We start from the raw sequence: 23,021 nt of genomic DNA on the forward strand, positions 1-23,021 counted from the left end.
TTCCTCTTGCGCACTCACTGTCGTTCCTTACTCCCCTGCTTTCGGGCCCGCACCGGACTCCCCGGCCAGCGCGGCGACCACGGCCTCCGCGGTGCGCCTGCCGAAGCCGGGCACCGCCTCGATCTCTTCGACCCTGGCCTGCTTGAGCTTCTTCACCGAGCCGAAATGCTTGATCAGCGCGGTGCGGCGAGCCTGCCCCAGCCCGGGCACACTGTCCAATTCGGACGTCACCAGCCGTTTGGAGCGCTTCTCGCGGTGGTAGGCGATGGCGAACCGGTGGGCCTCGTCACGCAGCCGCTGGAGCAGGTACAGCCCCTCCGACGTCCGGGGCAGGATCACCGGGTCCGGGTCGGCGGGCAGCCAGACCTCCTCGAGCCGCTTGGCCAGCCCCACCACCGAGATGTCGGTGATGCCGAGCTCGGCCAGCACGTCCGCGGCCGCCGTGGCCTGGGGGCCCGCGCCGTCGACAACCAGCAGGTTCGGCGGGTAGGCGAACTTCTTCGGCCGGCCGGTCTCCGGGTCGAGGCCCGGCTTCGACGAGTCCGCCTCTTCGGCGGTCTCCTTCAGGTAGCGGTAGAACCGGCGCCGCACGACCTCGGCGATCGAGGCGACGTCACCCTCGGTGGCCGCCTCGCGCAGCGCGAAGCGGCGGTACTCGGACTTGCGCGCGAGGCCGTCTTCGAAGACCACGAGCGACGCCACGACGTCGCTGCCCTGGATGTGGCTGATGTCGATGCACTCGATGCGCAGCGGCGCGGTGTCCAGGCCGAGGAACTCCTGCAGCTCGGTGAGCGCCGCCGAGCGCGCGGTCAGGTCGCCGGCCCGCCGCAGCTTGTGCTGGGTGAACGCCTCCCCCGCGTTGCGCTGGACGGTCTCCGCCAGTGCCTTCTTGTCGCCGCGCTGGGGCACCCGCAGCTGCACCCGCGACCCGCGCAGGCCGGTCAGCCACTCCGCGAGCGCGTCCGCGTCCGCCGGCAGCTCGGGCACCAGCACCTCGCGCGGCACCACCGGCCCGGCGTCGACGTCGTCGCGGGCGTCCAGCTCGGCTTCGTCGCCGTAGAACTGGGTGAGGAAGTGGTCGACCAGCGCCGGGACGTCCATCTCCTCGGCCTTGTCGATCACCCAGCCGCGCTGGCCGCGGACCCGGCCGCCGCGCACGTGGAAGACCTGGACCGCGGCTTCGAGGTCGTCGTGGGCGAACGCCACGACGTCGGCGTCCGTGCCGTCGCCGAACACGACGGCCTGCTTCTCCATGGCGCGGCGCAGCGCGCCGAGGTCGTCGCGCAGCCGGGCGGCGCGCTCGAACTCCAGCTCCGCCGACGCGGCGGCCATCTCGTTCTCCAGGCGCCGGATCATCGCGTCGGTCTTGCCCGCGAGGAAGTCGCAGAAGTCCTCGACGATGTCGCGGTGCTCGTCGGCCGACACCCGGCCCACGCACGGCGCCGAGCACTTGTCGATGTAGCCGAGCAGGCACGGACGGCCGATCTGGCCGTGGCGCCGGAACACGCCGGCCGAGCAGGTGCGCGCCGGGAACACCCGCAGCAGCAGGTCGAGCGTCTCGCGGATGGCCCACGCGTGCGCGTACGGGCCGAAGTACCGCACGCCCTTCTTGCGCGCGCCGCGGTAGACGTGCAGGCGGGGGAACTCCTCGTTCAGCGTCACCGCGAGCACGGGGTAGCTCTTGTCGTCGCGGTAGCGGACGTTGAACCGCGGGTCGAACTCCTTGATCCAGTTGTACTCGAGCTGGAGGGCCTCGACCTCGGTGCTCACGACCGTCCACTCGACGCTCGCGGCGGTGGTGACCATCTGCCGGGTGCGCGGGTGCAGGCCGGAGAGGTCGGCGAAGTAGGAGTTCAGCCTGCTGCGCAGGCTTTTCGCCTTGCCGACGTAGATGACCCGCTTGGTCGCGTCGCGGAACTTGTACACGCCAGGGGCATCCGGGATGCTCCCCGGCGAGGGACGGTAGGTGGTCGGGTCAGCCACGTTGTCAAGACTATGGGGCGGCACCGACAGTTCTCGCGCGCCCCCGGCCGCCCCCGCCGTAAGTAGGGCGTTCGTCCGTTTCCGACCTTCGTCGGTGTCCGCGCCGGTGACCCGGTGGTTACTTTCCGACCGGCCGCTCCGGTCCCCCTCCGAAAGGATCACCGCCGTGACCTCTCTCCGTCTTCTCGGTGCAGCTTCCGCGGCTGCCGTCGCGCTGACCCTCGCCGGCGGCGCGGTCGCCTCCGCGGGCGTCCAGCCGAACATCGTCGGCGGCACCACCGCCCCGGCGGTCTCCTGGGGTGCCCAGGTGTACGTGAACACGCCCGGCCGCGACTACCAGGGCTTCAACTGCTCGGGCACGGTCATCGCGTCGCGCTGGGTGCTGACCGCGGTGCACTGCCTCGACCAGGACGGCTCGGGCATGTACGTCCGGGTCGGCAGCAACACGCTGCTCTCGGGTACGAAGATCGCCGTCGACAACGAGTACGAGTCCCCGAACGGCGACATCGCGCTGCTGCACCTGGCGTCGGCGACGAGCGCCTCACCGATCTCGCTGGGCGGCTCCGACCCGGCGACCGGCAGCACCAACCAGATCTACGGCTGGGGCCGCACCACCCCGACCGGCCCGCCGGCGACGTCGCTGAAGACGGCGAACGTCCAGGTGACCGGCCGCTCGACGGACGCCTACGGCGGCCGCGCGATCCAGAGCGTCGGCGTCAACGGCTCGGCGTGGAAGGGCGACTCGGGCGGCCCGGAGGTGGCGAACGGCGTGCAGGTCGGCGTCGCGTCGACGGTCCAGAACCAAAGCGGGTCGAACACGCGCGGCACGAACAACTACGCGAGCGTGGCGGCGAGCCGCTCCTGGATCCGGACGACCGCGGGCGTCTGAGTTCCTTCTTCGGCGGGGCGGCGCTGCGGCGCCGCCCCGTTCTTGTCGGTGGCGTGTGGGATGCTCGCGGGCATGCGGATCGCCACCTGGAACGTGAACTCCATCATCCCCCGCCTGCCCCGGGTGCTGGGCTTCCTGGAGGAGACGGCACCGGACGTGCTGTGCCTGCAGGAGCTGAAGAACACGACCGAGGCGTTCCCGGCGGCCGAGATCGAGGCGCTGGGGTACGAGGTGGCCGCGCACGGGCTGGGGCGCTGGAACGGCGTCGGGATCGTGTCGCGGGTCGGCTTGTGGGACGTCGTCCGCGGGCTGCCGGGCGAGCCGCAGTTCGACGGGGCATCGGAGGCCCGCGCGATCGGCGCGACGTGTGGTGGGGTGCGGGTGTGGTCGGTGTACGTGCCCAACGGGCGTGAGCCGGACAACCCGCACTACGCGTACAAGCTGGAGTGGCTGGAGGCGTTGCGGTCGCTGGTGGCGTCGGAGGTGTCTTCGGGGCCGTTCGCGGTCCTGGGCGACTTCAACGTGGCCCCGACGGACGCGGACGTCTGGGACATCACGCTGTTCGCGGAGTCGACCCACGTCACGAAGCCGGAGCGCGACGCGCTGGCCCGCCTGCGGGACCTGGGCCTGTCGGACGTCTTCCCGCGGCCGCTGAAGTACGACCACCCGTTCACGTACTGGGACTACCGGGCCGGGAACTTCCCCAACAACAAGGGGATGCGGATCGACCTGGTGTACGGGAACGAGGAGTTCACGTCCGCGGTGACGGATTCCTATGTGGACCGCAACGCGCGGAAGGGGAAGGGCCCGTCGGACCACGCCCCGATCGTGGTCGACCTGGACCTCTGAGGGCAGCCGTCGGGGGGTACAGGCCTGCGCTCGCCGCGCCGGGACCGTCGCCCGCGGGCCGGGAACGGGGCCACCGGACCACCGGCCACGGGCCACCGGCCACGGGCCACCGGGCGACCGCCGCCGGGCAACCGGGCACCGTCCGGGCGCTCGCGCAGCCAGCCGTCAGCCGCCGGTGGCTGCGCGGTGCAGTTTCCGCAGGGCCCGGACCGCCTCCACCGCTCGGGCCCGGTCCACCGCCTGGACCGCCATCACCGCGTGGTACTCGTCGTCCGGCAGTTCCAGCCGGGCCCACGAGGCGCCGTCGGGGAAGCTCACCGACAGGACCTCGGTCCACGCGAACCGGCGGGTCATCAGCACGTTGCGGACCTCGATGCCCTCCGCGTCGGCGCGCACCCGGGCGATCGCGAACAGCATCACGCCGCACGCCAGGAAGATCCCGATGCCGACCATCGCCGCCTGGTCGGAGCGCTGGAAGCGGACGCCCGTGTCGCCGTTGCGCAGCAGCACCGCCACCACCACGAACACCGCCAGCAGCGCCACCGCCAGCACGCTGCACATGATCAGCGCGCGGCGCGGGCGGATGACCAGGGTAGTAGCCACGCTCACACGAAACCCCGCTCGGTCCACGGCTGGCGCAGGCTGCGGAGCACGTGCGCGGAGTCCAGCGCCGCGACCGTCGCCTCGTAGCCCTTGTCCTCCTTGGAACCCGGACGGCCCGACCGGTCGAGGGCCTGCTCCTGCGTGTCGCACGTCAGGACGCCGTTGCCGACCGGGGTGCTCTCGTCGAGCGCCACCCGGGTCAGGCCCGCCGTCACCGCGTCGCACACGTACTCGAAGTGCGGGGTGCCGCCGCGGATCACGACGCCGAGCGCGACGACCGCGTCGTGGTTGCGGGCCAGCGCCTGCGCCACCACCGGGAGCTCGATCGCGCCGGCCACGCGGACCACCGTCGGCTCGTCCTCCAGCTCGGCCTCGCGGGCCGCTACCAGGGCCCGCTCCAGCAGCACCTCGGTGATGTCCGCGTTCCACCGGGTGGACACGATGCCGAGCTTCAGTGACTTGCAGTCGGAGAGGTCCAGCTTGACGTCGGGACGGCCTTCGCCGCTCACAGTGCTCCTCCGTCGGGGTGCTCGGTGCCGGCGCCGACCTGGTCGTAGTGCTCCAGCTGGGCCAGGTCGTGGCCCATCCGGTCGCGCTTGGTCCGCAGGTAGCGCAGGTTCTCGGGGTTCGGCGAGATCGGCAGCGGCACCCGCCCGGTGACGCGCAGGCCGTAGCCCTCGAGGCCGATCCGCTTGGCCGGGTTGTTCGACAGCAGCCGCATGGTGCGGACGCCGAGGTCGCAGAGGATCTGCGCGCCGGTGCCGTAGTCGCGCGCGTCGGCCGGGACGCCGAGCGCCAGGTTGGCGTCGACGGTGTCCGCGCCGTCGTCCTGCAGCTGGTAGGCCTGCAGCTTGTGCAGCAGGCCGATGCCGCGGCCCTCGTGGCCGCGGATGTAGAGCACGACGCCGCGGCCCTCGGCGGCCACCGCTTCCAGCGCCGCCTCCAGCTGCGGGCCGCAGTCGCAGCGCAACGAGCCGAAGACGTCGCCGGTCAGGCACTCGGAGTGCACCCGCACCAGGATGTCCTGGCCGTCGCCGATCTCGCCGTAGACGAACGCGACGTGCTCGATGCCGTCCAGCAGCGAGTCGTAGCCGACCGCGCGGAACGTGCCCGCGGCCAGCGGGATGCGGGCCTCGGCGACCCGCTCGACCTGCTTCTCGGTGCGGCGGCGGTAGGCGATCAGGTCGGCGATGGTGATGATCGCCAGGTCGTGGTCGGCGGCGAAGACCTCGAGCTCGTCGCGGCGCGCCATGTCGCCTTCGTCCTTCTGCGACACGATCTCGCACAGCACGCCGGCGGGGGTGAGCCCGGCCATCCGGGCCAGGTCGACCGACGCCTCGGTGTGCCCGGGACGGCGCAGCACGCCGCCCTCCTTCGCGCGCAGCGGCACGACGTGCCCGGGACGGCGGAAGTCCTTCGCGGTGGACGCCGGGTCGGCCAGCAGCCGGATCGTGTGCGCGCGGTCGGCGGCGGAGATGCCGGTGCTGATGCCCTCGGCGGCGTCGACCGTGACGCTGTACGCGGTGCCCCGCGCGTCCTGGTTGGTGTGGTACATCGGCGGCAGGTCCAGCCGGTCCGCCTCGGCCTCGGTCAGCGCCACGCAGACGTACCCCGAGGTGTAGCGCACCATGAAGGCGAGCAGCTCCGGCGTCGCCTTCTCGGCGGCGAAGATGAGGTCGCCCTCGTTCTCGCGGTCTTCGTCGTCGACCACGACGACCGGACGGCCCGCCGCGATGTCCGCGATCGCCCGCTCGATGGCGTCGGCGTCGAACACCGCCCCGGTGCCGCAGGGTGTCCAGCCCGCTTCGGGCTCGTTCGCAGGCTCACTCATGACCGCTCCTCCGTGCCGCCGTCCCGATTGTGCACCTGGTCGCGGATATGCGCCTCGGCCAGCTTCTCGACGTACTTCGCGACCACGTCGACCTCGAGGTTCACCAGGTCGCCTGCCTCGCGGCGGCCGAGGGTCGTCGCGGCCAGGGTGGTCGGGATCAGGGCCACCGCGAACTGGTCGTCGCTGATCGCGGCGACGGTCAGCGAAACCCCGTCGACGGCGATCGAGCCCTTCTCGACCACGTACCGGGACAGGTGCCCCGGCAGCGCGAACGACGTGACGCCGTTCGCGTCGCGGGCCAGGAAGACACCGGTGCCGTCCACGTGGCCCTGCATGATGTGCCCGCCGAGGCGGCCGCCCGCGGGGGTCGCGCGCTCGAGGTTGACCGCGTCGCCGACGGCGACCTTCGCCAGGCTGGACCGCTGCAGCGTCTCGTGGACGACGTCGACGGTGAACTCGCCGCCGGCCACCTCGACGACGGTCAGGCAGACGCCGCTGACCGCGATCGAGTCGCCGTGCCCGGCGTCGCTGGTGACCAGCGGGCCGCGCACGCGCAGCCGTGCCGCGTCGGTCAGCTGCTCGACCGCGGTGATCTCGCCGATCTCCTCGACTATGCCGGTGAACACGTCCGCTGCCTCCTTGTGAGCCGGTCCTCCCATCCAACACCCGCCGCGGCCCGGTGGCTTCTCCGGTGCCGCCGCAAGCGTCAGCCGGCCCGGACGCGGGCCGCCTGCTCGCGCAGGGCGGCGACCGCCTTGCCCGGGTCGGCGGCGCCGTAGACGGCGGACCCGGCGACGAAGCAGTCGACCCCGGCCTCGGCGGCCTGCTCGATGGTGTCGGCGTTGATCCCGCCGTCGATCTCGACGAGCAGCTTCAGGTGCCCGGTGTCGACCAGCCGGCGCGCCGTGCGGACCTTCGCCAGGACGTCGGCGATGAACGACTGCCCGCCGAAGCCCGGCTCGACCGACATCACCAGCAGGGTGTCGTAGTGCTTGAGCGCCTCGAGCCACGGCTCGAGCGCGGTGCCGGGCTTGATCGACAGGCCGGCCTTCGCGCCCGCCGCGCGCAGGTTCTTCGCGAGCGAGACCGGGTCCTTCGCGGCCTCGGCGTGCACGGTGACGTTGTAGGCGCCGGCCTCGGCGTACCCGATCGCCCAGCGGTCCGGGTCCTCGATCATCAGGTGGCAGTCGATCGGCAGGTCGGTGCTGTCGATCAGGGCCTTGGCCACGGGCAGGCCGAGGGTCAGGTTGGGCACGAAGTGCGCGTCCATGACGTCGACGTGGACCCAGTCGGCCCGGTTCTCCCCGGTGCCGGCCACGGCGGCGATCTCCTCGCCGAGCCGGGCGAAGTCCGCCGCGAGGATGCTGGGTGCGATCAAAGGTCGGTCTGCCACGTGCCGAGTGTAGGAGGACGGCGCTAACGCTCACTAACCGGTTGTGACCAGGATCTGGCTCCGCAGAGGGAGGTCCCCGCCACACCCGCCGCCCTAGGCTCGCCGCCATGTCCGGTTTCGTGAATTCACTGCTGCGCCCCGGTGGTTACCGCGGCCTCCCCTACGCCGTGCTGGGTGCGGCGCTGACCGTCCCGGTGGCGCCGTTCGCGATGCCGTGGACCCTGCTGAGCCCGGCCGGACGGCCGCGCGTCCTGCTCGCCCTGACCGCTCTGGCGGTGTTGCTGGGACTGCTGGGGCTCTCGGGGCCGGTGCGGCGGTTCGGCGTCGCCGCCGCGAACGGCCTGCTGGGCACGTCGCTGCCGTCGCCGGGCCGGGCGCGGCCCGGCTGGCCGGACCGGCTGCGGTCCGGGGCGTGGCTGGTCCTGCACGCCGGGTTCGGCGGCCTCGTGGTGGTCGTGGACGGCCTCGTGCTCTTCGGCGTCTTCTCCGTCGCGATGTGGCTGCGCGGCGACCAGGACGAATTCTCGTTCTTCGGCGTGACCACCGTCCCCGGGCCGTGGACGCTGCCGGTCGCCCTGGTCATGCTGGGGTTCGCGATGGTCGTCACGGTCGCCGCGACCCGGGCCTTCCGGGCCGGCGCGGAAGCGCTGCTGGGCCCGTCCGCGGCGGAGCGCGCGGCACTGGCCGAACGCCACGCGGCCGTGCTCGCCCAGCGCAACCGCCTGGCCCGCGAGCTGCACGACTCCATCGGGCACACGCTGACGACGTCGACCATCCACGCGGCGGCCGCGGCGGCCCTGGTCGAGACGGACCCGGCCCAGGTCCGGCGCGCGCTCGGCACGATCGAGGAGACCTCCCGCGGCGCGCTCGAAGACCTCGACCACGTGCTCGGCCTGCTTCGCGAAGAACCCGCGGTGAAGGCGCCGACGCGCACGCTGGCCGAGGTGGACGTCCTCGCCGTCCGCGCCCGCGAAGCCGGGCTCGACGTCCGCCTGACCGTCACCGGGCCGGTCGCCGCGCTGCCGGCCACCGCGTCGCGCGAGGGCTACCGGATCGTCCAGGAAGGCCTCACCAACGCGCTGCGCCACGCCGGTCCGGGCGCGGTGGACGTCCGGGTGGCCGCCGGGCCGGAGCGCCTCGAGATCGCCGTCGTCAACGCGCTGGCCGGCGAACGGCCGCGGACCGGGCGGCGCGGGCTGGCCGGGCTCGCCGAGCGCGTCGAAGCCCTGCGCGGCGAGCTCGACGCCGGTCCGGACGGCGAGCGGTGGCGGCTGTCCGCGACCATTCCCCTGAGGGCGGGCGCGTGACGCCCACCGTGCTCCTGGCCGACGACGAGCCGCTGGTCCGCACCGGCCTGCGGGCCCTGCTGGAGCAGCAGGGCCTGCCGGTGGTCGGCGAGGCGGCCGACGGCGCCGAGGTGCTGCCCGAGGTGCGCCGCAGCCGCCCGGACGTCGTGCTGATGGACGTCCGGATGCCGGGCACCGACGGCATCGAGGCCACCCGGCAGCTGGTCGCGGCGCTCCGGGAACCGCCGAAGATCCTCGTCGTCACGACGTTCGACAACGACGACTACGTCCACGAAGCCCTCCTGGCCGGGGCGAGCGGCTTCCTGCTCAAGCGGGCGCGCAAGGAGGAGATCGCGCACGCCGTGCGGACCGTCGCCGCCGGCGAGTCGCTGCTGTTCCCGGAGGCGATCCGGCGGCTGGTGAGCGCCCGGCCCCCGGGCGGGAAGCACACGCGCGCGGCGAAGACGCTCACCCGGCGCGAAGCCGAAGTGCTCCGGCTGATCGCCACCGGGCTGTCCAACCAGGACATCGCCGCGGCGCTGGTGATCAGCCTCGAGACCGTGAAGACCCACGTGGGCAACATCTTCGCCAAGCTCGGCGCGGGCAATCGCAGCCAGGCCGTGGTCATCGCGTACGAAGCCGGGGTCGTCCGGCCGGGGCACGTCACCGGCCGGTGACGGCCGGGGTGGGGTTTACCCCAGGAAGATCCTGCGGTCTGCCCCATCCCGCCGGGTGTCCCGGCCCCCTAGCGTGGAGGGATCGAGACAGCAGGGGGTTCATTCATGCGAAAGTCCTTACGCGGCAAGCGGATCGTCGCCACCGGCACGCTCGTCGCGCTGCTCGCCGCCACCACCGCGGCACCGGCGCTCGCCGCCACCGACCCGGTCCGGGCCGGTCTGGAGGTCCTCACCGCCCAGGACGGCGTGCCGGGCGCCGAAGCCGTCATCCAGGACGGCGGCCGGACGCGGGTGGTGCGCAGCGGCACCGGCGACGTGGCCACCGGGAAGCCGTTCCCGCGGGACGGCTCGTTCCGCGCGGGCAGCGTCACGAAGACGTTCGTCGCCACGGTCGTCCTGCAACTGGTGGGGGAAGGCCGGGTGGAGCTGGACGCGCCGGTCGAGCGGTACCTGCCCGGGGTCCTGCCGGACACCCGGATCACCGTGCGGCAGCTGCTGCAGCACACGAGCGGGCTCTACAACTACACCGACAACCTCGCCGGCGTCGACCCGGAAACCCTGCGCCACCGCGGCGCGGAACCCGCCGAGCTGGTGGCGATGGCGCTGCGGCACCCGCCGTTGTTCGCACCCGGCGCGCAGTGGTCGTACTCCAACACGAACTACGTCCTGGCCGGGATGATCGCCGACCGCGTCACCGGGCGTGAGCTGAGCGGGGAGATCGGCCGCCGGATCACCCGGCCGCTCGGCCTGCACGGCACCTACCTGCCGCGCCGCGGCGACGAGAAGCTGCCCGTGCCGCACGCCGTCGGCTACACGCCGGTCGGCGGGAAGCTGGTGGACTTCAGCGACTTCGACGCGACGATCGCGGGGGCGGCGGGCGGGCTGGTCACCACGCCGTCCGACCTCGACCGGTTCTACGGCGCGCTCCTCGGCGGGCGGCTGCTGCGCCCGGCCCAGCTGGCGGAGATGAAGCGCACGGTCCCGGCCGAGCTGGGTGTCCCCGGGTCCCGCTACGGCCTCGGGCTCGGCAGTCTCCCGCTGTCGTGCGGCGGCGTCGTCTGGGGGCACGGCGGGTCGATCCCCGGTTTCTCGACGCTGTCCGGGGTGGCCGCGCACGACCACCGGGTGACGGTCGTGGCGAACCAGGACCCGCTGCCGCCCGGCGCGCGGCAGCACCTGACGGCCGCCTTCGACGCGGCCGCCTGCTCAGGGCAGTAGGTCCAGGGCCTCGGTCCACGGCCGCCGGACGTCCAGGCGGTGCAGCGTCACCCCGGCGCCCGCGAGGGTGTCGAGGTGGCGCTGCCACGCCGGGTGGTGCACCCGGGTGTCCTGGATCTGGTAGGCGACGACGATGGTGATGCCCGGCGCGCCGAGGACGTCGCCGAGCACGGTCAGCGCCTGGTTGTCCGCGATCCCGAGGGCGAGCTTGGCGACCGAGTTGGCCGACGCCGGGGCGAAGAGGAACACCTCCGGGTCCGGGTGGGGACGCGGCTCGCCGGGCAGCCGGGAGACGCTGCGGACCGGCAGGTCGGTGCTCGCGGCGACGTCGTCGAGCCCGCCGGTCTCCTCGAGCCAGCGCATCGCCGTCGGCGTGAGCGTGATCGCCGGGCGCCAGCCGCGGGCCGCGGCGGGTTTCACCAGCTCGGCGGCGAACCGGACGTCCAGCCCGCCGCACGAGCCGGCGACCAGCCCGAGATCTCTCACGGTTTGCGCAGCACGGCGCAGAACATCGCATCCGTGCCGTGGCGGTGCGGCCACAGCTGCACGTACGGCCCGTCGCCGAGCTGCGGGACGTCGGGGAAGAACGCGCGCGCGTCCAGCACCTCGCCCGTCAGCCGCCGCGCCGTCTCCGCGAAGACGCCCTCGGTTTCGGCGAGGTGCGGCGAGCAGACGACGTAGGTGAGCGCGCCACCCGGCCGCAGCAGGGCGTAGGCCGCGGTGATCAGCTCGCCCTGCAGCTTCGTGAGGTCGGCGACGTCGGACGGCTGACGCCGCCAGCGCGCCTCCGGCCGCCGCCGCAGCGCGCCGAGCCCGCTGCACGGCGCGTCGACCAGGATCCGGTCGTAGCCCGGTTCGAGACCGCTCTCGCGGCCGTCGCCCACGTGCACCTTCACCGGCAGGCCGGTCGTGGCCTTCTCGACGAGCTTCGCGCGGTGCGGCGCCTTCTCCACGGCGTCGACGGTCGCCCCGCTCAGCGCCGCCAGCGCGCCGAGCAGCGTCGCCTTGCCGCCGGGGCCGGCGCACAGGTCGAGCCAGCGCTCGTCCGGGCCCTCGAGGGGCACCTTCGTCACGGCGATCGCGCAGAGCTGGCTGCCCTCGTCCTGCACCGCGGCCAGCCGCTCGCGGACGGGCTCGACGTCGCCCGGGTCGCCGGCCCCGGCGGGCAGGCGGACGCCGTAGGGCGAGTACGGCGCCGGGTCGCCGCCGGTGATCGCGGCGAGCTCGTCGGCGCTGATCTCGCCGGGGCGGGCCACCAGGTGCACCTCGGGCCGAGCGTCGTCGGCTTCGAGCGCGGCCTTCAGCTCGGCGCCCTTGTCCCCCAGCGCTTCGGCGAACGACCGGGCGATCCAGCGCGGGTGCGCGGTGCGCAGCGCGAAGGCGCCGATCGGGTCGGTGCCCTCGTCGGGCGCCAGCTCGTCCAGCCAGGTCTGCTCGTCCTTTTCGGACACCTTGCGCAGGATGGCGTTGGCGAACCCGGTGGCCCACGAACCGGCTTCCGCGCGGACCATGTCCACAGTGGACGTCACGGCGGCGTGCTCGGGGATGCGCGTGCGCAGCAGCTGGTAGACGCCGAGGCGCAGCGCGTCGAGCACCGCGGGGTCGGTCTTGGACAGCGGCCGCTCGGCGCACGATTCGATGATCGCGTCGAGCAGGCCCTGGGCCCGCGAGGTGCCGTACGTCAGCTCGGTGGCCAGTGCCGCGTCGCGGCCGGTGATCCGCCGCTCGCGCAGCAGGTCCGGCAGGACCAGGTTGGCGTAGGCGTCCTTCGTCCGCACCGCGGCCAGGACGTCGAACGCGGCCTGCCGGGCCGGGTCCACCTCCGGCGGGCGGCGCGGCCCTTCCTTGCGCGGTGCCGGCCGGCCGCGCTGCGGCCGTGACGGACGTCGTTCCCTGTGGTCGTTCACCGGAGGCGCTCTCCCTGGTCGATCCTCGTACCGCGCGCCCAGTCGGTGGCCGCCATCCGTTTCTTGCCGGGTGCCTGGACCTCGCCGAGCCGCAACGGCTTCGTCGCCGTCCCGACCAGCACCCGCTTGCGTTCGACCACGATCTCGCCCGGCGGCGGGCCGGGTTCGTCGAGCACCGTGACCGGGCCGAGCTTGAACCGTTCGCCGCGGAACTCCGCCCACGCGCCGGGCTCGGGGGTGACCGACCGGATCTGCCGGTCGACCGCCGAGGCCGGGTCGGCGAAGGACACCCGCGCGTCCTCGACCGTCACCTTCGGCGCGTAGCTGACGCCCTCGGCGGGCTGCTCCCGCGCGACCAGGCTGCCGTCGGCCAGACCGTCCATGGTGGACAGCAGCAGCTTGGCCCCGGACTCCGCGAGCCGCCCGAGCAGGGCGCCCGCCGTGTCGGTGTCCCCGATCGTCTCGGTGACGACGCCGTAGACCGGCCCCGCGTCCAGCTCCTTGACGATCCGGAAGGTCGACGCGCCGGTGATCTCGTCCCCGGCCCGGATCGCGGCCTGCACGGGCGCGGCGCCCCGCCACGCCGGCAGCAGCGAGAAGTGCAGGTTGACCCAGCCCAGCCGCGGGATGTCGAGGGCGGCCTGCGGCAGCAGCGCCCCGTAGGCGACGACCGGGCAGGCGTCCGGCGCGAGCTCGGTGAGCCGGGCGAGAAAGGCCGGGTCACCGGCGCGCGCGGGCGTCAGGACCTCGATGCCGTGCTCGTCGGCGAGGGCGCCGACCGGCGACCGGACGACGCGCCGCCCGCGCCCGGCCTGGGCATCGGGCCGGGTGACGACGGCAACGACCTCGTGCCGCCCGGAATCGAGCAGGGCGCGCAGGGCGGGGACCGCCGGATCGGGGGTGCCGGCGAAGACGAGCTTCATCGGCCCACCCCCGGCGGAAGCAGGGTTTCAGGTGGCTGGAACATCGAGGCTGAGTCTAGAAGGCCCCTTCCAGCCGGGCGCGCCGCGGTTGTCCACAACCCGGCCGTGATGTGGACAGGAAGCTCCCGGCGGCCCGTCTTCCGCCCTTTCGTCGGGGGACGCCGATAGGCTGGACCAGGGACGCCCCGCTCCTCTTGCGGATGGAGCACCCACTCGGGACCCGGCGCCTGTGGACGAGCCGTGGTCGGAGCGCACCGACGAGGACTGCGGGGAGGCCGCAACGCGGTGTTCGCGGACTATCGGGGCGCGGCGCCGATGCCCGCGGACCAGCGGAACAAGATCGTCAACCAGACCTCCGGCCCGAAGTCAGCGTCCTGTTCCGGGACGCCGCCGGAACTCCGGCCGGCCTGCGGTGACCATGTCGGGGGACACCGAGGCCGCCGGCGTCCGCGACGCGCACTTCACGGTCGTCGGCACTCTGCGGGAGCACCGGCCGCGCGGGGTCGCCGGGGGCACGCCTTGCGGGCCGCGGCGCAGCAGGGCTACGACCAGGCGAGCCTCACCGTGGACTCGGCGAGCCCCGCCGGGGCCCCGGAGTGTTCGAGAAGGCCGGTTTCATGCCGAAGATGACGTACATCCGCTGGGCCCTCGAAGCCTGAGCCCTACCAGTGCGTGGGCCACACCACCTGGGCCGCGCCCTGACCTCGCCGCACCGGTTCTGCCGCCGCCAGCCAGCGGCCGTCGCGGAGGCGCTCCACTCCCGTTGCCGCTCCGATCTCCGCCGGGGCCGTCGAGAAGCCCTGGCCGCGGGCACGCAGGTCCGCCGTCTCCGGCTGGTCCAGGAACGCCTGCTCCACCTGGGCCGCCGCCGAGTTGCGCTGCGAGGCGCGCGGTGCCGCGATGGCGTCCTCCAGCGACAGGCCCCGGTCGATGCGGCCGGTCAGCACCTGCAGCACCGTCGTGATGATCGACGCGCCGCCCGGCGAGCCGGCGGCGAAGAACGGCTTGCCGTCCTTCAGCACGATCGTCGGCGCCATCGACGAGCGCGGCCGCTTGCCGGGGCCCGGCAGGTTCGGGTCGGGCACGCCCGGCGTCACCGGGGTGAAGGAGAAGTCGGTCAGCTCGTTGTTGAGCAGGAAGCCGCGGCCCGGGACGACGATGCCGCTGCCGCCCTCCTGCTCGATGGTCAGCGTGTACGCGACGACGTTGCCCCACTTGTCGGCGACCGTGAGGTGCGTGGTGTTCTCGCCCTCGTACGGCGTCGGCGCGGCGGTGGCACCGGCCCGGCACGCCGCCGGGTGGCGGGGGTCGGCCGGCGCGACCGGGCTGGTCGCGGCCTTGTCCTTCGAGATCAGGCACGCCCGCGAGTCGGCGAAGCGCTGGCTGAGCAGCTGCCGGTCGGGGACGTCGACGAACGCCGGGTCGCCGATCCAGCGGTTGCGGTCGGCGAAGGCGAACCGGGTCGACTCGAGGAAGTACTGCAGGTAGTCGGCCTTGCTCGCGTGCTTGAGGTCGAAGTTCTCGAGGATGTTGAGCGCCTCGCCGACCGTGAGGCCGCCCGACGACGGCGCCGGCATGCCGTAGACGTCCAGCCCGCGGTAGGTCGCGTGCGTCGGACGGCGCTCGATCACGTCGTAGGCGGCGAGATCGGCGGTGGTGAGCTTCCCGGGCCGGACGTTGAGCGTCGAGGCCGGGTCGACCGGCGGCTTCTGCACGGTCTTGGCGACGTCCGCGCCGATCGGGCCGGTGTAGAGGGCGCCGACGCCGTCGCGTTCGAGCTGCGCGTACGTCGCGGCCAGGTCGGGGTTCTTGAAGACCGTCCCGGGCGACGGCGGCGCGCCGCCCGGCAGGTACAGCGACCGCGTCGAGGGGAACGCGGAGAACCGCGCGGCGTTGTTCGCGATCTGCGTCTGGAACGTCTGGTCGACGACGAACCCGGTGCGCGCCAGGTTCTCCGCGGGCTGCAGCGTCTTCGCCAGCGACCGCGTCCCCCACTTGCGCAGCGCCTCGGACCAGGTGGCGGGCGTGCCGGGCACGCCGACGCTCAGTCCGCTGGTGACGGCGTCGGCGAACGGCAGCGGCTGGCCGTTCTCGACGAACAGGTTCTCGCCGGCGGTCTTCGGCGCGGTCTCGCGGCCGTCCAGGGTGTGCACCCGGTGGGTCTTCGCGTCGTAGTAGACGAAGAACCCACCGCCGCCGACCCCGGCGGAGAACGGATCGGTGACCCCGAGCGCGGCCGCGACCGCGACGGCCGCGTCGACGGCGTTCCCGCCGTCGCGCAGGACCTTCGTGCCGATCGCGGTGGCATCGGCGTCGATGCTGGCCACGGCGCCCCCGAAGCCGACCGCGACCGGCGATTTCGGCGTGGGCGTCGCGGCGACGGCGGGCGCGGCCGCCCCGGCGGTGAGCGCGACGGCGGCGGCCAGGACGAGCGTGGTGCGGCTCCAGTGCGCGGGCATGCGGGCGAGTCTGCCCCTTGCCCCGGACGGCTTCAAGACGCCAACCGACTTAGGGCAGACAATACGACCGTTCGTATGCTTAGTTGGAGGGGGCCCGGAACCGGATCGCGGTTCCCGCCGTCCGACGAGCCCCGCCCGAAACGATCATGACGGAGAGAACCTGTGCGCATGTCGATGCTGAAGCTCCCGCCGGCCGCGGCCGTGCTGGCCGCCGCGCTCGCCGGCTGTGGCGCGGAGCCGCCCGCACCGGGTGCCGCACCGGCGTCGTCCGCACCTGCGGCGCCGCGCGAAGAGGTCCCGCCGGCCTTCGACAACACCCGCGGCTGGACGGTCGCGGAAACCCCGGAGGGCACCGGGTTCGGCCGCCCGGCCGTGGCGCCGCGCGCGGGCCTGGTCCTGCTGCGCACCGAAGAGCACGGGGCCTCGCGGATCGTGGCCCGCGACGCGAGGACCGGGGCGAGCCGGTGGAGCAGCCGGCCGGTGCCCCGCCCGGAGGGCAAGACCGACGCGCTCGTGTTCGTGGCGGCCGAGGACGGCAAGGAGTACGCCGTGCTGACGACCACCGGCGCCGGGAAGGACGACGGGCTGAACACGCCGGAGGAGTCCACCCACCTGTCCGTCTACGACACCGCTTCCCGCGGCGACGCGGTGGCGCCGCTGCGGGACATCGCGATTCCCGGGGAGGCCGACGAGCAGTTCGTGCAGGCCGACGGGTCCGCCGTGGTGCGCACGGGCACCACGGTGGCCGTCGCGGACGTCACGACCGGCCAGGTGACGAGCTACACCGCCGGGAGCGCGGCCATCCAGGCGCCGGTGGCCTGCGAGCAGCTCGTCGGGGACTGCAACCGGGGCGCCGAGGTCGTCGCCGTGACCCCGGGCGGCCCGCTCGTGGCGGGCTTCGGCGCGTTCTGGACGCCGAAAGGCTGGTTCAGCGGCGATTTCGTGCCCGCGGGCGCGAGCGCGGAGGAAGGCGGGAAGACGGTCGAGATCGTCGGATCCCCCGACGGCCGAGCCGTCCTGGCCGCCTGGCCGATCGCGGACGGCACCGGCCCCGACCGGATCTGGGCCCTGCACGACGGCCGGACCGGGCAGGTCCAAGCCGTCACCCCGTGCGCCTACGACGCCGACGACGACACCGAGCCGGGTCTGTCGGCCGACGGCCGGTACGTGTTCGCCGGCAGCGTCGTGTTCGACCTCTCGGCGAAGAAGGGCCTCTGCCTCGGGCAGACCGCCGCCCGGCGCGCCGTCCGGCTGACCGGGATCGACCGGGACGGAACGGGCTACGGGAGCGCGACCCGCGCGACAACCACCGGCGGCCGCGGCGTCGAAGTCCCGGTGACCGTCACCCTGGCCACCGGCGAAGCCGCTCCCCTGCCCGAAACCACGCACACGCCGGACTTCGTCGGGGGCGACGTCGCCGTCTTCGGACGCGACACCGCGGGCGGCGCCCGGATCGTCGTCTACCCCCGGCGGTGAGGACGGCTCAGGCGTCCTGCCACGGGATCGTCGCCTGCAGCACCGCTTCGCTCAGCGCTCCGGTGCGCAGGCGGGTGACCTGCTGGTACTCCGGGTCGGCGACCATCCGGCTGAACGCCTCCCGGCTCGGGTACCGCACGAGCAGCACGGCGTCCCAGTCCTGGCCCGGTTCGGCGACGAGCGAGGTCGATCCGCTCCCGGCGTACAGCACCTTCGCGCCGTACCGCGGGAGGAAGGTTTCCTCGAGCGCCGCGGCGTACCGGTCGTAGCTCTCCCGGCCGCCTTCGCGGAACCGCAGGAGGTTCAGCATCACGACGGGACCACCGGGATCCTCGGCCAGCAACCGCTTCAGGTCCGCCCCTCGGGGGTCCACCGCCATGCCACGCCTCCGCTTCCGATGCTGAACGAGCGCTTGCTCACCATAGCCGGCACGGCGATTCGCCCGCATTGTCAACTTTTCACACGCTTCAGGGGTTCGCGAAATTGAATCACATGGAGCAGTGACGCTGGCGCCCTCGCTGTAACAGAATCGTGCGGCGCGGCCTGCACACCGCGCATCGCGAGGGCAACCGAAAGGAACAACCGAAAATGACTGCTCCCCGGAAGTGGCGCCGCCTGTTCGGCGCCGCTGTCGCGGTCTCGGCCTCCCTGCTGGCCGTGACCGCACCCGGCGCCTCGGCGGCGCCGGCCCCGCCCGACCAGGACAACCACGAGATGGGCGCGGCGATCCGCGCCCACGACGGCGTCGCGCCGGCCGGGCTCGCGCCGATGTCGGTGGACGCGAGTGTGCCCGGCATCGATGTAAGCGCTTACCAGGGCAACGTCAACTGGGCGTCCTACTGGAGCGCGGGCAAGAAGTTCGCCTACGTCAAGGCGACCGAGGGCACGGGCTACCAGAATGCCTACTTCAGCCAGCAGTACACGGGTTCGTACAACGTCGGCATGATCCGCGGCGCGTACCACTACGGCCGCCCGGACACCTCGGGCGGCGCGGCCCAGGCCGACTACTTCGTCGCCCACGGCGGCGGCTGGTCGAAGGACGGCAAGACGCTCCCCGGCACGCTCGACATCGAGTGGGGCCCGAACAACGCCTGCTACGGCAAGACGCCGGCGCAGATGGTGGCGTGGATCAAGGCGTTCAGCGACGAGTACCACGCGAAGACGACCCGCTGGCCGGTGATCTACACGGCGACGAGCTGGTGGAGCCAGTGCACCGGCAACACGGGCGACTTCAGCTCGACGAACCCCCTGTGGGTGGCGCGGTACGCGTCGACGGTCGGAACACTGCCGTACAACTGGGGCTTCTACACGTTCTGGCAGTACAGCTCCTCGCCGATCGACCAGGACACGTTCAGCGCGGACATCACGCGGTTGAAGGTCCTCGCGACCGGCTGATCCCCGACTTCCGCGGGTTACGCGGGTGGCGCGGTCGGCGGAAGACTCGACCGCGTCACCCACGACGTGGAGGGAAACCCGTGCGCCTGTCCGCTCTGCTCCCCCTGCTCGCCGCCGTCCCCCTGTTCACCTTCCCCACGGTGGCCGCCGCGGCCACTCCCGCCTGCTTCGACCCGGCGGTTCCGCTGACCGTCGAGGAACAGCGCCTGAGCGCTTCCCTGCCGTCCGGTGGCCCCGCGGTCGGGCCCGAACTGGTCCGGCTGGCCGGGCTCGACCCCTTCGTCGCGGAGGTGAAGCACGACCTGTGCGCGGCCCGGACCCCGCGCCGGGCCGAGCGCGTCGTCACGCAGGCCGGCGACCGGTTGTGGCGGACGACCGTCGACCGCGCGCAGGGCCGCCGCCCGGACCTCGGCGCGTGGGACCGCTTCGACAACCGGCCCCTGTACTGGGCGCGGTTGCAGCTCAGCAGCGCGATCCGCCAGTGGACGCCGTCGTTCCTCTTACGGGACCGCGCTTCCCTGCTGACGGCGTTCGACCGCGGCTCGCGCGGCCTCGACGACGTCCGGTTCCCGCCCGGGCCGACGCGGCGGGTCATGGTGAGCGGGTTCGACCCGTTCCAGCTGAACGGGCCGGGCCTGACGATCTCGAACCCGGCGGGGGCGTCGGCGCTGCAGCTGGACGGGCGCGTCCTGGACACGCCGTCCGGCCCGGCGGTGGTGCAGGCGGTCAGCTTCCCGGTGGTGTGGGGGTACTTCGACGCCGGGATCGTCGAAGCGGCGTACGGAACGGCGTTGCGCGACCGCGCCCGGCGGCCGGACGTCGTCATGACGATCAGCCAGGGCCGCCCGGGCCGCTTCGACATCGAGCGCTGGGCGGGAGCCTGGCGCGGCGGCTTCCCGGACAACGACAACGCGTCGGTGACGGGCGGAGTCCCGCCGGCGGCGGGCTGGCCGCAGCCGGACGTCCAGTTCATCGAGACGACGTTGCCGTACGCGCGGATGCTCGAGGTGCCGGGCGCGTACCCGGTGAACTTCAACCAGGCGTTCTGCGTGTGGCCCGCCGAGCCGGGCACGGGGACGCCGGAGTGCCGGTCGGACGCCCCTCGGCCCGGCGAGATGGCCGCGTCCGGCGGCGGCGGCAACTACCTGTCGAAAGAGAGGTAGCGACCGTAGAGACTCACTCTTAGGTATCTGAGCTGCAGAAACCTGCGGAGCGCAGCGCGAAAGACCACCCATTCGGGCCAATAAAGTCCACGATCTCCGCCGAGCCGCACTTAGCAGGCGCCGCCGAGCTTCGGCCGCCCTGGACTCGGTCCAGCTCGGCGAGCGCCTCCTGCCGCTCACTCTCGGATCCGACGAAGATCACCTACTACGTCTGCTACGGGCCACGCCGCTCAAGCCCGCTGGATCTTTGGCGCTGGTTGTGCGAATCGAGACTGACAACGGCACTTACGAGCGCCGAAGTCGTTTTGAAGGTCAAGCGGCCCTGCTGAGGTTGCCAGACGCGCTCGCTCAAGGGCCAAATGGGACGTTAGGGCGCTGTAGCCGGGACAGGCCGCACCGCAGGACCCTGGAGTACCACTCCCGTACCGCCGCCCCTGTGCCCTGCGCGACCGGAATAGCGCGACAGCGAATTCATGTATTGCACCGGTACGCTGAGCGGCGTTGTAACGGTTGACGCCGCGCCGCGGCCGCCATCAGCTCGTCCACCGAGGTCACCGCGTCCGCCAACTCAATCTCCATGCACCACAGTTGCAACTCTCGCGCGACTTGCAACACGCCCCGGCGGAGACAGGCAACGACACGGTCACGCGGACAGCCTGTCTGTCGAACTTGCGTACCGCCAGCAGGGGCCCGGTGCCGCGACCATCCGGCCGGGTCGTAACCCCTTGCGGAAGCGCGAGGACCAGCCCTCCATCCACGACCGTCGTCAAGGACTCGCCGTGGTCAAACCGGTCTCTCGTCAGGCCTCGTCCCTACTCTTGCCGAATGACCTTCACAGCTCTTCATCGTGCAGTCGGGGCTGATCCCGGGCCGCTGAACGACGATCTCCTCAACCGAGCCGTTGCTTTGGGAGCCGTGGAGTCCCGTGACCTCGACTGGAAGTCCGAACTGCCGCCGGCGAAGGGGATGGCGCAGACCGACTTCCCTAAGGACGTTGCGGCGATGGCTAACAGCGGTGGCGGTGTGATCGTGTTCGGCGTGCGCGAGTCGCAGAAGGCGGCGGTCGGCCGGGTCGACGTGGGTGATTTTGACGAGACCTACGAGCGTTCACTGCGTAGTGTGGCGATCACCGCGATCTCTCCGCCGGTCTTCGGTCTGAACGTGCACCGCCTCGGCACGGACGGCGAACGGGCTGTGATCGTAGAGGTCCCTACCAGCGTCGACGGGCCGCATCTGATCTACAAGAACGAGTACTTCGGCGCGCCGATTCGCAACGACTCCGACACCGTGTGGATGAAGGAGCGCCAGATCGAGGCCATGTACCGAGCTCGGTTTGACGAGCGCCGGCACGCGACTGAAGCGCTTGATGCCCTGTTTACTGACGCTGCTACCGGTCGTGCCAGTGAGACGCGGGCGTGGCTGATCGCGGTTGCGCACCCGCGTGTACCGACTCTCCGGACGCGTATCACTCGCGACGACGCTCGGCAGGTTCTGTCAAAGACTGAGGGTTTGGCCTTGGTGTATGCGGCGAGAAGTGGGATTCACCCGCTGGAGAGCGTCGACCGGCTCAACCCTCGCCCCGGCTTGCGCCGATGGGTCGCGGTGAACACTGCGACGGAGGACCGTTCTGCCTGGAAGGAATCGTGGATCAGCATCCACCACGATGGCTCGGTGACTCTCGAAGCCGCAGTCGGTGGGCACCGGACGCGTGGCGACGAACGTCTCGAAGGCGGACAGATCAGATCGGCCGCTATCGAGTGTGCGATCGCAGACTTGATGGCACTCATACGCACGACCGCGGAAGCGACAAGCAACGACGAATACGACGTTCGGTCGGGATCGAGTGGAGAGGCGACACGCCGCTCACGATCCTGACGGCAGACAACCTGAGTTACGACTACGACGGTGTCTCGATTCCTCTTCACCGGTACACGCCCGTCGAAACGACTGTGAACGCTCTGGCGGCCGCGGTGGACTTCTTCTGGCACGTGCACGATCTCGCCGAGGACTGTTTGAACCAGGGTGGCGTCTCGAACGTACAGATGATTCACCCGCCGGCGCGCGACGATCAGTCTTCCGGCCAGGCGTAGCGGCAGTGGCCCAACAGCGCGTCGTACGACCGGAGCTGTCTGCGGACCATCGACATCAGGTGCAGACAGATCTCCCGGCGGGTGCCCGTTCGTCGACCTCTCATCGACTGGCAGGCGCCCGCCGGTGAACCGCGGGCAGATCTCTGACGGGTTCTCACGCGCGCCCGGCGCCGGATTCGTGATCCGCCGGACCGCGGCGACCACGCGCTTGTAGTTGGCAGGCGGCTTACGCATGCCTACCCATTTACAACATGCTTATCCCTGAAAGTGCGCAGGTCAGCGCAGACATATCGGCGTGTTGTGACCCTTGTCATGCCTCCAGACTCGCGTCGCCCTTACTACGCCCGACTCGGCAGCCGATGACGTAGCTGCCGCCGCTGCACCAGGCAATCCTGTCGCTGCGGGTCGTCGTCAGCCTCTCGGCGAACGAGACGGCGGAGGCGCTGGGCATCTCAGCGGGCAACGTCGCATCACGCAATATCGCCCGCTGGAGAGGCAGCGTGGCATGCCCCCGACGAAGCCATTGAATCGCAAGTTGCCTGGGCGGCGGCTCGCAGAACCGCTGCCCGGCGACGCAGACCACATCGATGCCGGATGACAGAGAGTAACAGTCAAGCTCGTAGAACACGTGCAACCTTCAGCGCTTGAACTACCCGTAGGCAAGATTCCGCAGGTCACCACATCGGCCCCGCGCGCCTCGGGCCTGACTACCCGCCTCACCGTCGAGCATCGGGACACAGTTTCACTACGAACAGCCCACGATGCCAAGTGGTACGCAACAATCGCCAAGCACGTGATAATGATCCTAGTGTGACCGATTTGCAAGATGCCGATATGCCGATCCCCGAGACCACCGCGCCAACGGAGGGCACCGGCGAG

General features: G+C 72.1%; 21 protein-coding genes and 1 pseudogene. 11 read left to right on the forward strand and 11 right to left on the reverse strand.

The window, feature by feature from the left end:
* Positions 1 to 27: 27 nt before the first annotated feature.
* The gene (gene uvrC / locus ACH54P_RS13650) at positions 28 to 1,983 is read right to left on the reverse strand and encodes an excinuclease ABC subunit UvrC (protein WP_489912749.1); all 1,956 of its coding nucleotides are present in this window, start codon (positions 1,981 to 1,983) and stop codon (positions 28 to 30) included.
* Positions 1,984 to 2,149: 166 nt separating this feature from the next.
* On the opposite strand from uvrC, the gene ACH54P_RS13655 reads away from it, so the two are divergent.
* Together ACH54P_RS13655 and ACH54P_RS13660 are read left to right on the forward strand one after the other, a co-directional pair.
* Complete coding sequence (locus ACH54P_RS13655) at positions 2,150 to 2,872, forward strand: S1 family peptidase (RefSeq protein WP_489912750.1); 723 nt, start codon at positions 2,150 to 2,152, stop codon at positions 2,870 to 2,872.
* A 72-nt stretch (positions 2,873 to 2,944) separates the two neighbouring features.
* Positions 2,945 to 3,721 (forward strand): exodeoxyribonuclease III, encoded by a 777-nt coding sequence (locus tag ACH54P_RS13660; RefSeq protein WP_489912751.1) that lies wholly within the window; start codon positions 2,945 to 2,947, stop codon positions 3,719 to 3,721.
* 165 nt (positions 3,722 to 3,886) lie between these two features.
* On the opposite strand, the gene ACH54P_RS13665 is transcribed toward ACH54P_RS13660, so the two are convergent.
* From ACH54P_RS13665 to rpe, 5 genes are all read right to left on the reverse strand, one after another.
* Entirely contained in the window at positions 3,887 to 4,330 is a 444-nt protein-coding gene (locus ACH54P_RS13665; protein ID WP_489912752.1) for a PH domain-containing protein, read from the reverse strand.
* Positions 4,327 to 4,833, reverse strand: coding sequence for a 6,7-dimethyl-8-ribityllumazine synthase (gene ribH / locus ACH54P_RS13670; protein WP_489912753.1), 507 nt, complete (start codon positions 4,831 to 4,833; stop codon positions 4,327 to 4,329). The genes ACH54P_RS13665 and ribH overlap by 4 nt, the downstream gene beginning before the upstream one ends.
* Positions 4,830 to 6,155, reverse strand: coding sequence for a bifunctional 3,4-dihydroxy-2-butanone-4-phosphate synthase/GTP cyclohydrolase II (locus ACH54P_RS13675; RefSeq protein ID WP_489912754.1), 1,326 nt, complete (start codon positions 6,153 to 6,155; stop codon positions 4,830 to 4,832). Before ACH54P_RS13675 ends, ribH begins: the two co-directional genes overlap by 4 nt.
* Complete coding sequence (locus ACH54P_RS13680; protein ID WP_489912755.1) at positions 6,152 to 6,781, reverse strand: riboflavin synthase; 630 nt, start codon at positions 6,779 to 6,781, stop codon at positions 6,152 to 6,154. The genes ACH54P_RS13675 and ACH54P_RS13680 overlap by 4 nt, the downstream gene beginning before the upstream one ends.
* Positions 6,782 to 6,861: 80 nt before the next feature.
* Positions 6,862 to 7,533: a ribulose-phosphate 3-epimerase gene (rpe, locus tag ACH54P_RS13685; protein WP_489916424.1), complete on the reverse strand. Its 672-nt coding sequence runs from the start codon at positions 7,531 to 7,533 to the stop codon at positions 6,862 to 6,864.
* 122 nt (positions 7,534 to 7,655) lie between these two features.
* On the opposite strand from rpe, the gene ACH54P_RS13690 reads away from it, so the two are divergent.
* The 3 genes from ACH54P_RS13690 to ACH54P_RS13700 all read left to right on the forward strand — a co-directional run bounded on the left by ACH54P_RS13690 (position 7,656) and on the right by ACH54P_RS13700 (position 10,729).
* A complete protein-coding gene (locus tag ACH54P_RS13690) occupies positions 7,656 to 8,855 on the forward strand; it encodes a sensor histidine kinase (RefSeq protein ID WP_489912756.1) in 1,200 nt (399 codons plus the stop codon).
* Entirely contained in the window at positions 8,852 to 9,511 is a 660-nt protein-coding gene (locus ACH54P_RS13695; RefSeq protein WP_489912757.1) for a response regulator transcription factor, read from the forward strand. The genes ACH54P_RS13690 and ACH54P_RS13695 overlap by 4 nt, the downstream gene beginning before the upstream one ends.
* Before the next feature lie 105 nt (positions 9,512 to 9,616).
* The gene (locus tag ACH54P_RS13700) at positions 9,617 to 10,729 is read left to right on the forward strand and encodes a serine hydrolase domain-containing protein (protein WP_489912758.1); all 1,113 of its coding nucleotides are present in this window, start codon (positions 9,617 to 9,619) and stop codon (positions 10,727 to 10,729) included.
* Here the strand turns inward: ACH54P_RS13700 and ACH54P_RS13705 are convergent.
* From ACH54P_RS13705 to ggt, 4 genes are all read right to left on the reverse strand, one after another.
* Complete coding sequence (locus ACH54P_RS13705; protein WP_489912759.1) at positions 10,718 to 11,215, reverse strand: flavoprotein; 498 nt, start codon at positions 11,213 to 11,215, stop codon at positions 10,718 to 10,720. The genes ACH54P_RS13700 and ACH54P_RS13705 overlap by 12 nt on opposite strands.
* Positions 11,212 to 12,636 carry an RsmB/NOP family class I SAM-dependent RNA methyltransferase gene (locus ACH54P_RS13710; RefSeq protein WP_489912760.1) on the reverse strand — a complete coding sequence of 475 codons (1,425 nt, stop codon included), beginning with the start codon at positions 12,634 to 12,636 and terminating at the stop codon, positions 11,212 to 11,214. Before ACH54P_RS13710 ends, ACH54P_RS13705 begins: the two co-directional genes overlap by 4 nt.
* Entirely contained in the window at positions 12,633 to 13,559 is a 927-nt protein-coding gene (gene fmt / locus ACH54P_RS13715; RefSeq protein ID WP_489912761.1) for a methionyl-tRNA formyltransferase, read from the reverse strand. Before fmt ends, ACH54P_RS13710 begins: the two co-directional genes overlap by 4 nt.
* A gap of 662 nt (positions 13,560 to 14,221) precedes the next feature.
* On the reverse strand, positions 14,222 to 16,018 hold the full coding sequence (gene ggt, locus ACH54P_RS13720) for a gamma-glutamyltransferase (RefSeq protein ID WP_489912762.1): 1,797 nt from the start codon (positions 16,016 to 16,018) through the stop codon (positions 14,222 to 14,224).
* A 168-nt stretch (positions 16,019 to 16,186) separates the two neighbouring features.
* On the opposite strand from ggt, the gene ACH54P_RS13725 reads away from it, so the two are divergent.
* The gene (locus ACH54P_RS13725; protein ID WP_489912763.1) at positions 16,187 to 17,494 is read left to right on the forward strand and encodes a hypothetical protein; all 1,308 of its coding nucleotides are present in this window, start codon (positions 16,187 to 16,189) and stop codon (positions 17,492 to 17,494) included.
* A gap of 7 nt (positions 17,495 to 17,501) precedes the next feature.
* On the opposite strand, the gene ACH54P_RS13730 is transcribed toward ACH54P_RS13725, so the two are convergent.
* Entirely contained in the window at positions 17,502 to 17,873 is a 372-nt protein-coding gene (locus ACH54P_RS13730; protein ID WP_489912764.1) for a DUF1330 domain-containing protein, read from the reverse strand.
* A gap of 209 nt (positions 17,874 to 18,082) precedes the next feature.
* Between ACH54P_RS13730 and ACH54P_RS13735 the strand changes: the two genes are divergently transcribed.
* From ACH54P_RS13735 to ACH54P_RS13755, 5 genes and pseudogenes are all read left to right on the forward strand, one after another.
* Positions 18,083 to 18,889, forward strand: coding sequence for a lysozyme (locus tag ACH54P_RS13735; RefSeq protein WP_489912765.1), 807 nt, complete (start codon positions 18,083 to 18,085; stop codon positions 18,887 to 18,889).
* Positions 18,890 to 18,969: 80 nt separating this feature from the next.
* Positions 18,970 to 20,052, forward strand: a complete 1,083-nt coding sequence (locus tag ACH54P_RS13740) for a hypothetical protein (protein ID WP_489912766.1) — start codon at positions 18,970 to 18,972, stop codon at positions 20,050 to 20,052.
* Between the two features lie 825 nt (positions 20,053 to 20,877).
* Positions 20,878 to 21,927: an AlbA family DNA-binding domain-containing protein gene (locus ACH54P_RS13745; RefSeq protein ID WP_489912767.1), complete on the forward strand. Its 1,050-nt coding sequence runs from the start codon at positions 20,878 to 20,880 to the stop codon at positions 21,925 to 21,927.
* A gap of 74 nt (positions 21,928 to 22,001) precedes the next feature.
* Positions 22,002 to 22,142, forward strand: coding sequence for a hypothetical protein (locus ACH54P_RS13750; RefSeq protein ID WP_489912768.1), 141 nt, complete (start codon positions 22,002 to 22,004; stop codon positions 22,140 to 22,142).
* 368 nt (positions 22,143 to 22,510) lie between these two features.
* Positions 22,511 to 22,650 (forward strand): annotated as a pseudogene (locus tag ACH54P_RS13755) (RNA polymerase subunit sigma); the annotation flags it as partial.
* Between the last annotated feature and the right edge of the window lie 371 nt (positions 22,651 to 23,021).

It is taken from the genome of Amycolatopsis sp. N2S4-7 (assembly GCF_058119595.1).

What these genes read in the sequence shown, in the direction of transcription:
- ACH54P_RS13700 (WP_489912758.1), top strand. Translation starts at nt 9,617, where the DNA reads ATGCGAAAGTCCTTACGCGGCAAGCGGATCGTCGCCACCGGCACGCTC.
- ACH54P_RS13725 (WP_489912763.1), top strand. Translation starts at nt 16,187, where the DNA reads ATGTCGATGCTGAAGCTCCCGCCGGCCGCGGCCGTGCTGGCCGCCGCG.
- ACH54P_RS13730 (WP_489912764.1), bottom strand. Translation starts at nt 17,873, where the DNA reads ATGGCGGTGGACCCCCGAGGGGCGGACCTGAAGCGGTTGCTGGCCGAG.
- ACH54P_RS13735 (WP_489912765.1), top strand. Translation starts at nt 18,083, where the DNA reads ATGACTGCTCCCCGGAAGTGGCGCCGCCTGTTCGGCGCCGCTGTCGCG.
- ACH54P_RS13690 (WP_489912756.1), top strand. Translation starts at nt 7,656, where the DNA reads ATGTCCGGTTTCGTGAATTCACTGCTGCGCCCCGGTGGTTACCGCGGC.
- ACH54P_RS13675 (WP_489912754.1), bottom strand. Translation starts at nt 6,155, where the DNA reads ATGAGTGAGCCTGCGAACGAGCCCGAAGCGGGCTGGACACCCTGCGGC.
- ACH54P_RS13745 (WP_489912767.1), top strand. Translation starts at nt 20,878, where the DNA reads ATGACCTTCACAGCTCTTCATCGTGCAGTCGGGGCTGATCCCGGGCCG.
- ggt (WP_489912762.1), bottom strand. Translation starts at nt 16,018, where the DNA reads ATGCCCGCGCACTGGAGCCGCACCACGCTCGTCCTGGCCGCCGCCGTC.
- fmt (WP_489912761.1), bottom strand. Translation starts at nt 13,559, where the DNA reads ATGAAGCTCGTCTTCGCCGGCACCCCCGATCCGGCGGTCCCCGCCCTG.
- ACH54P_RS13660 (WP_489912751.1), top strand. Translation starts at nt 2,945, where the DNA reads ATGCGGATCGCCACCTGGAACGTGAACTCCATCATCCCCCGCCTGCCC.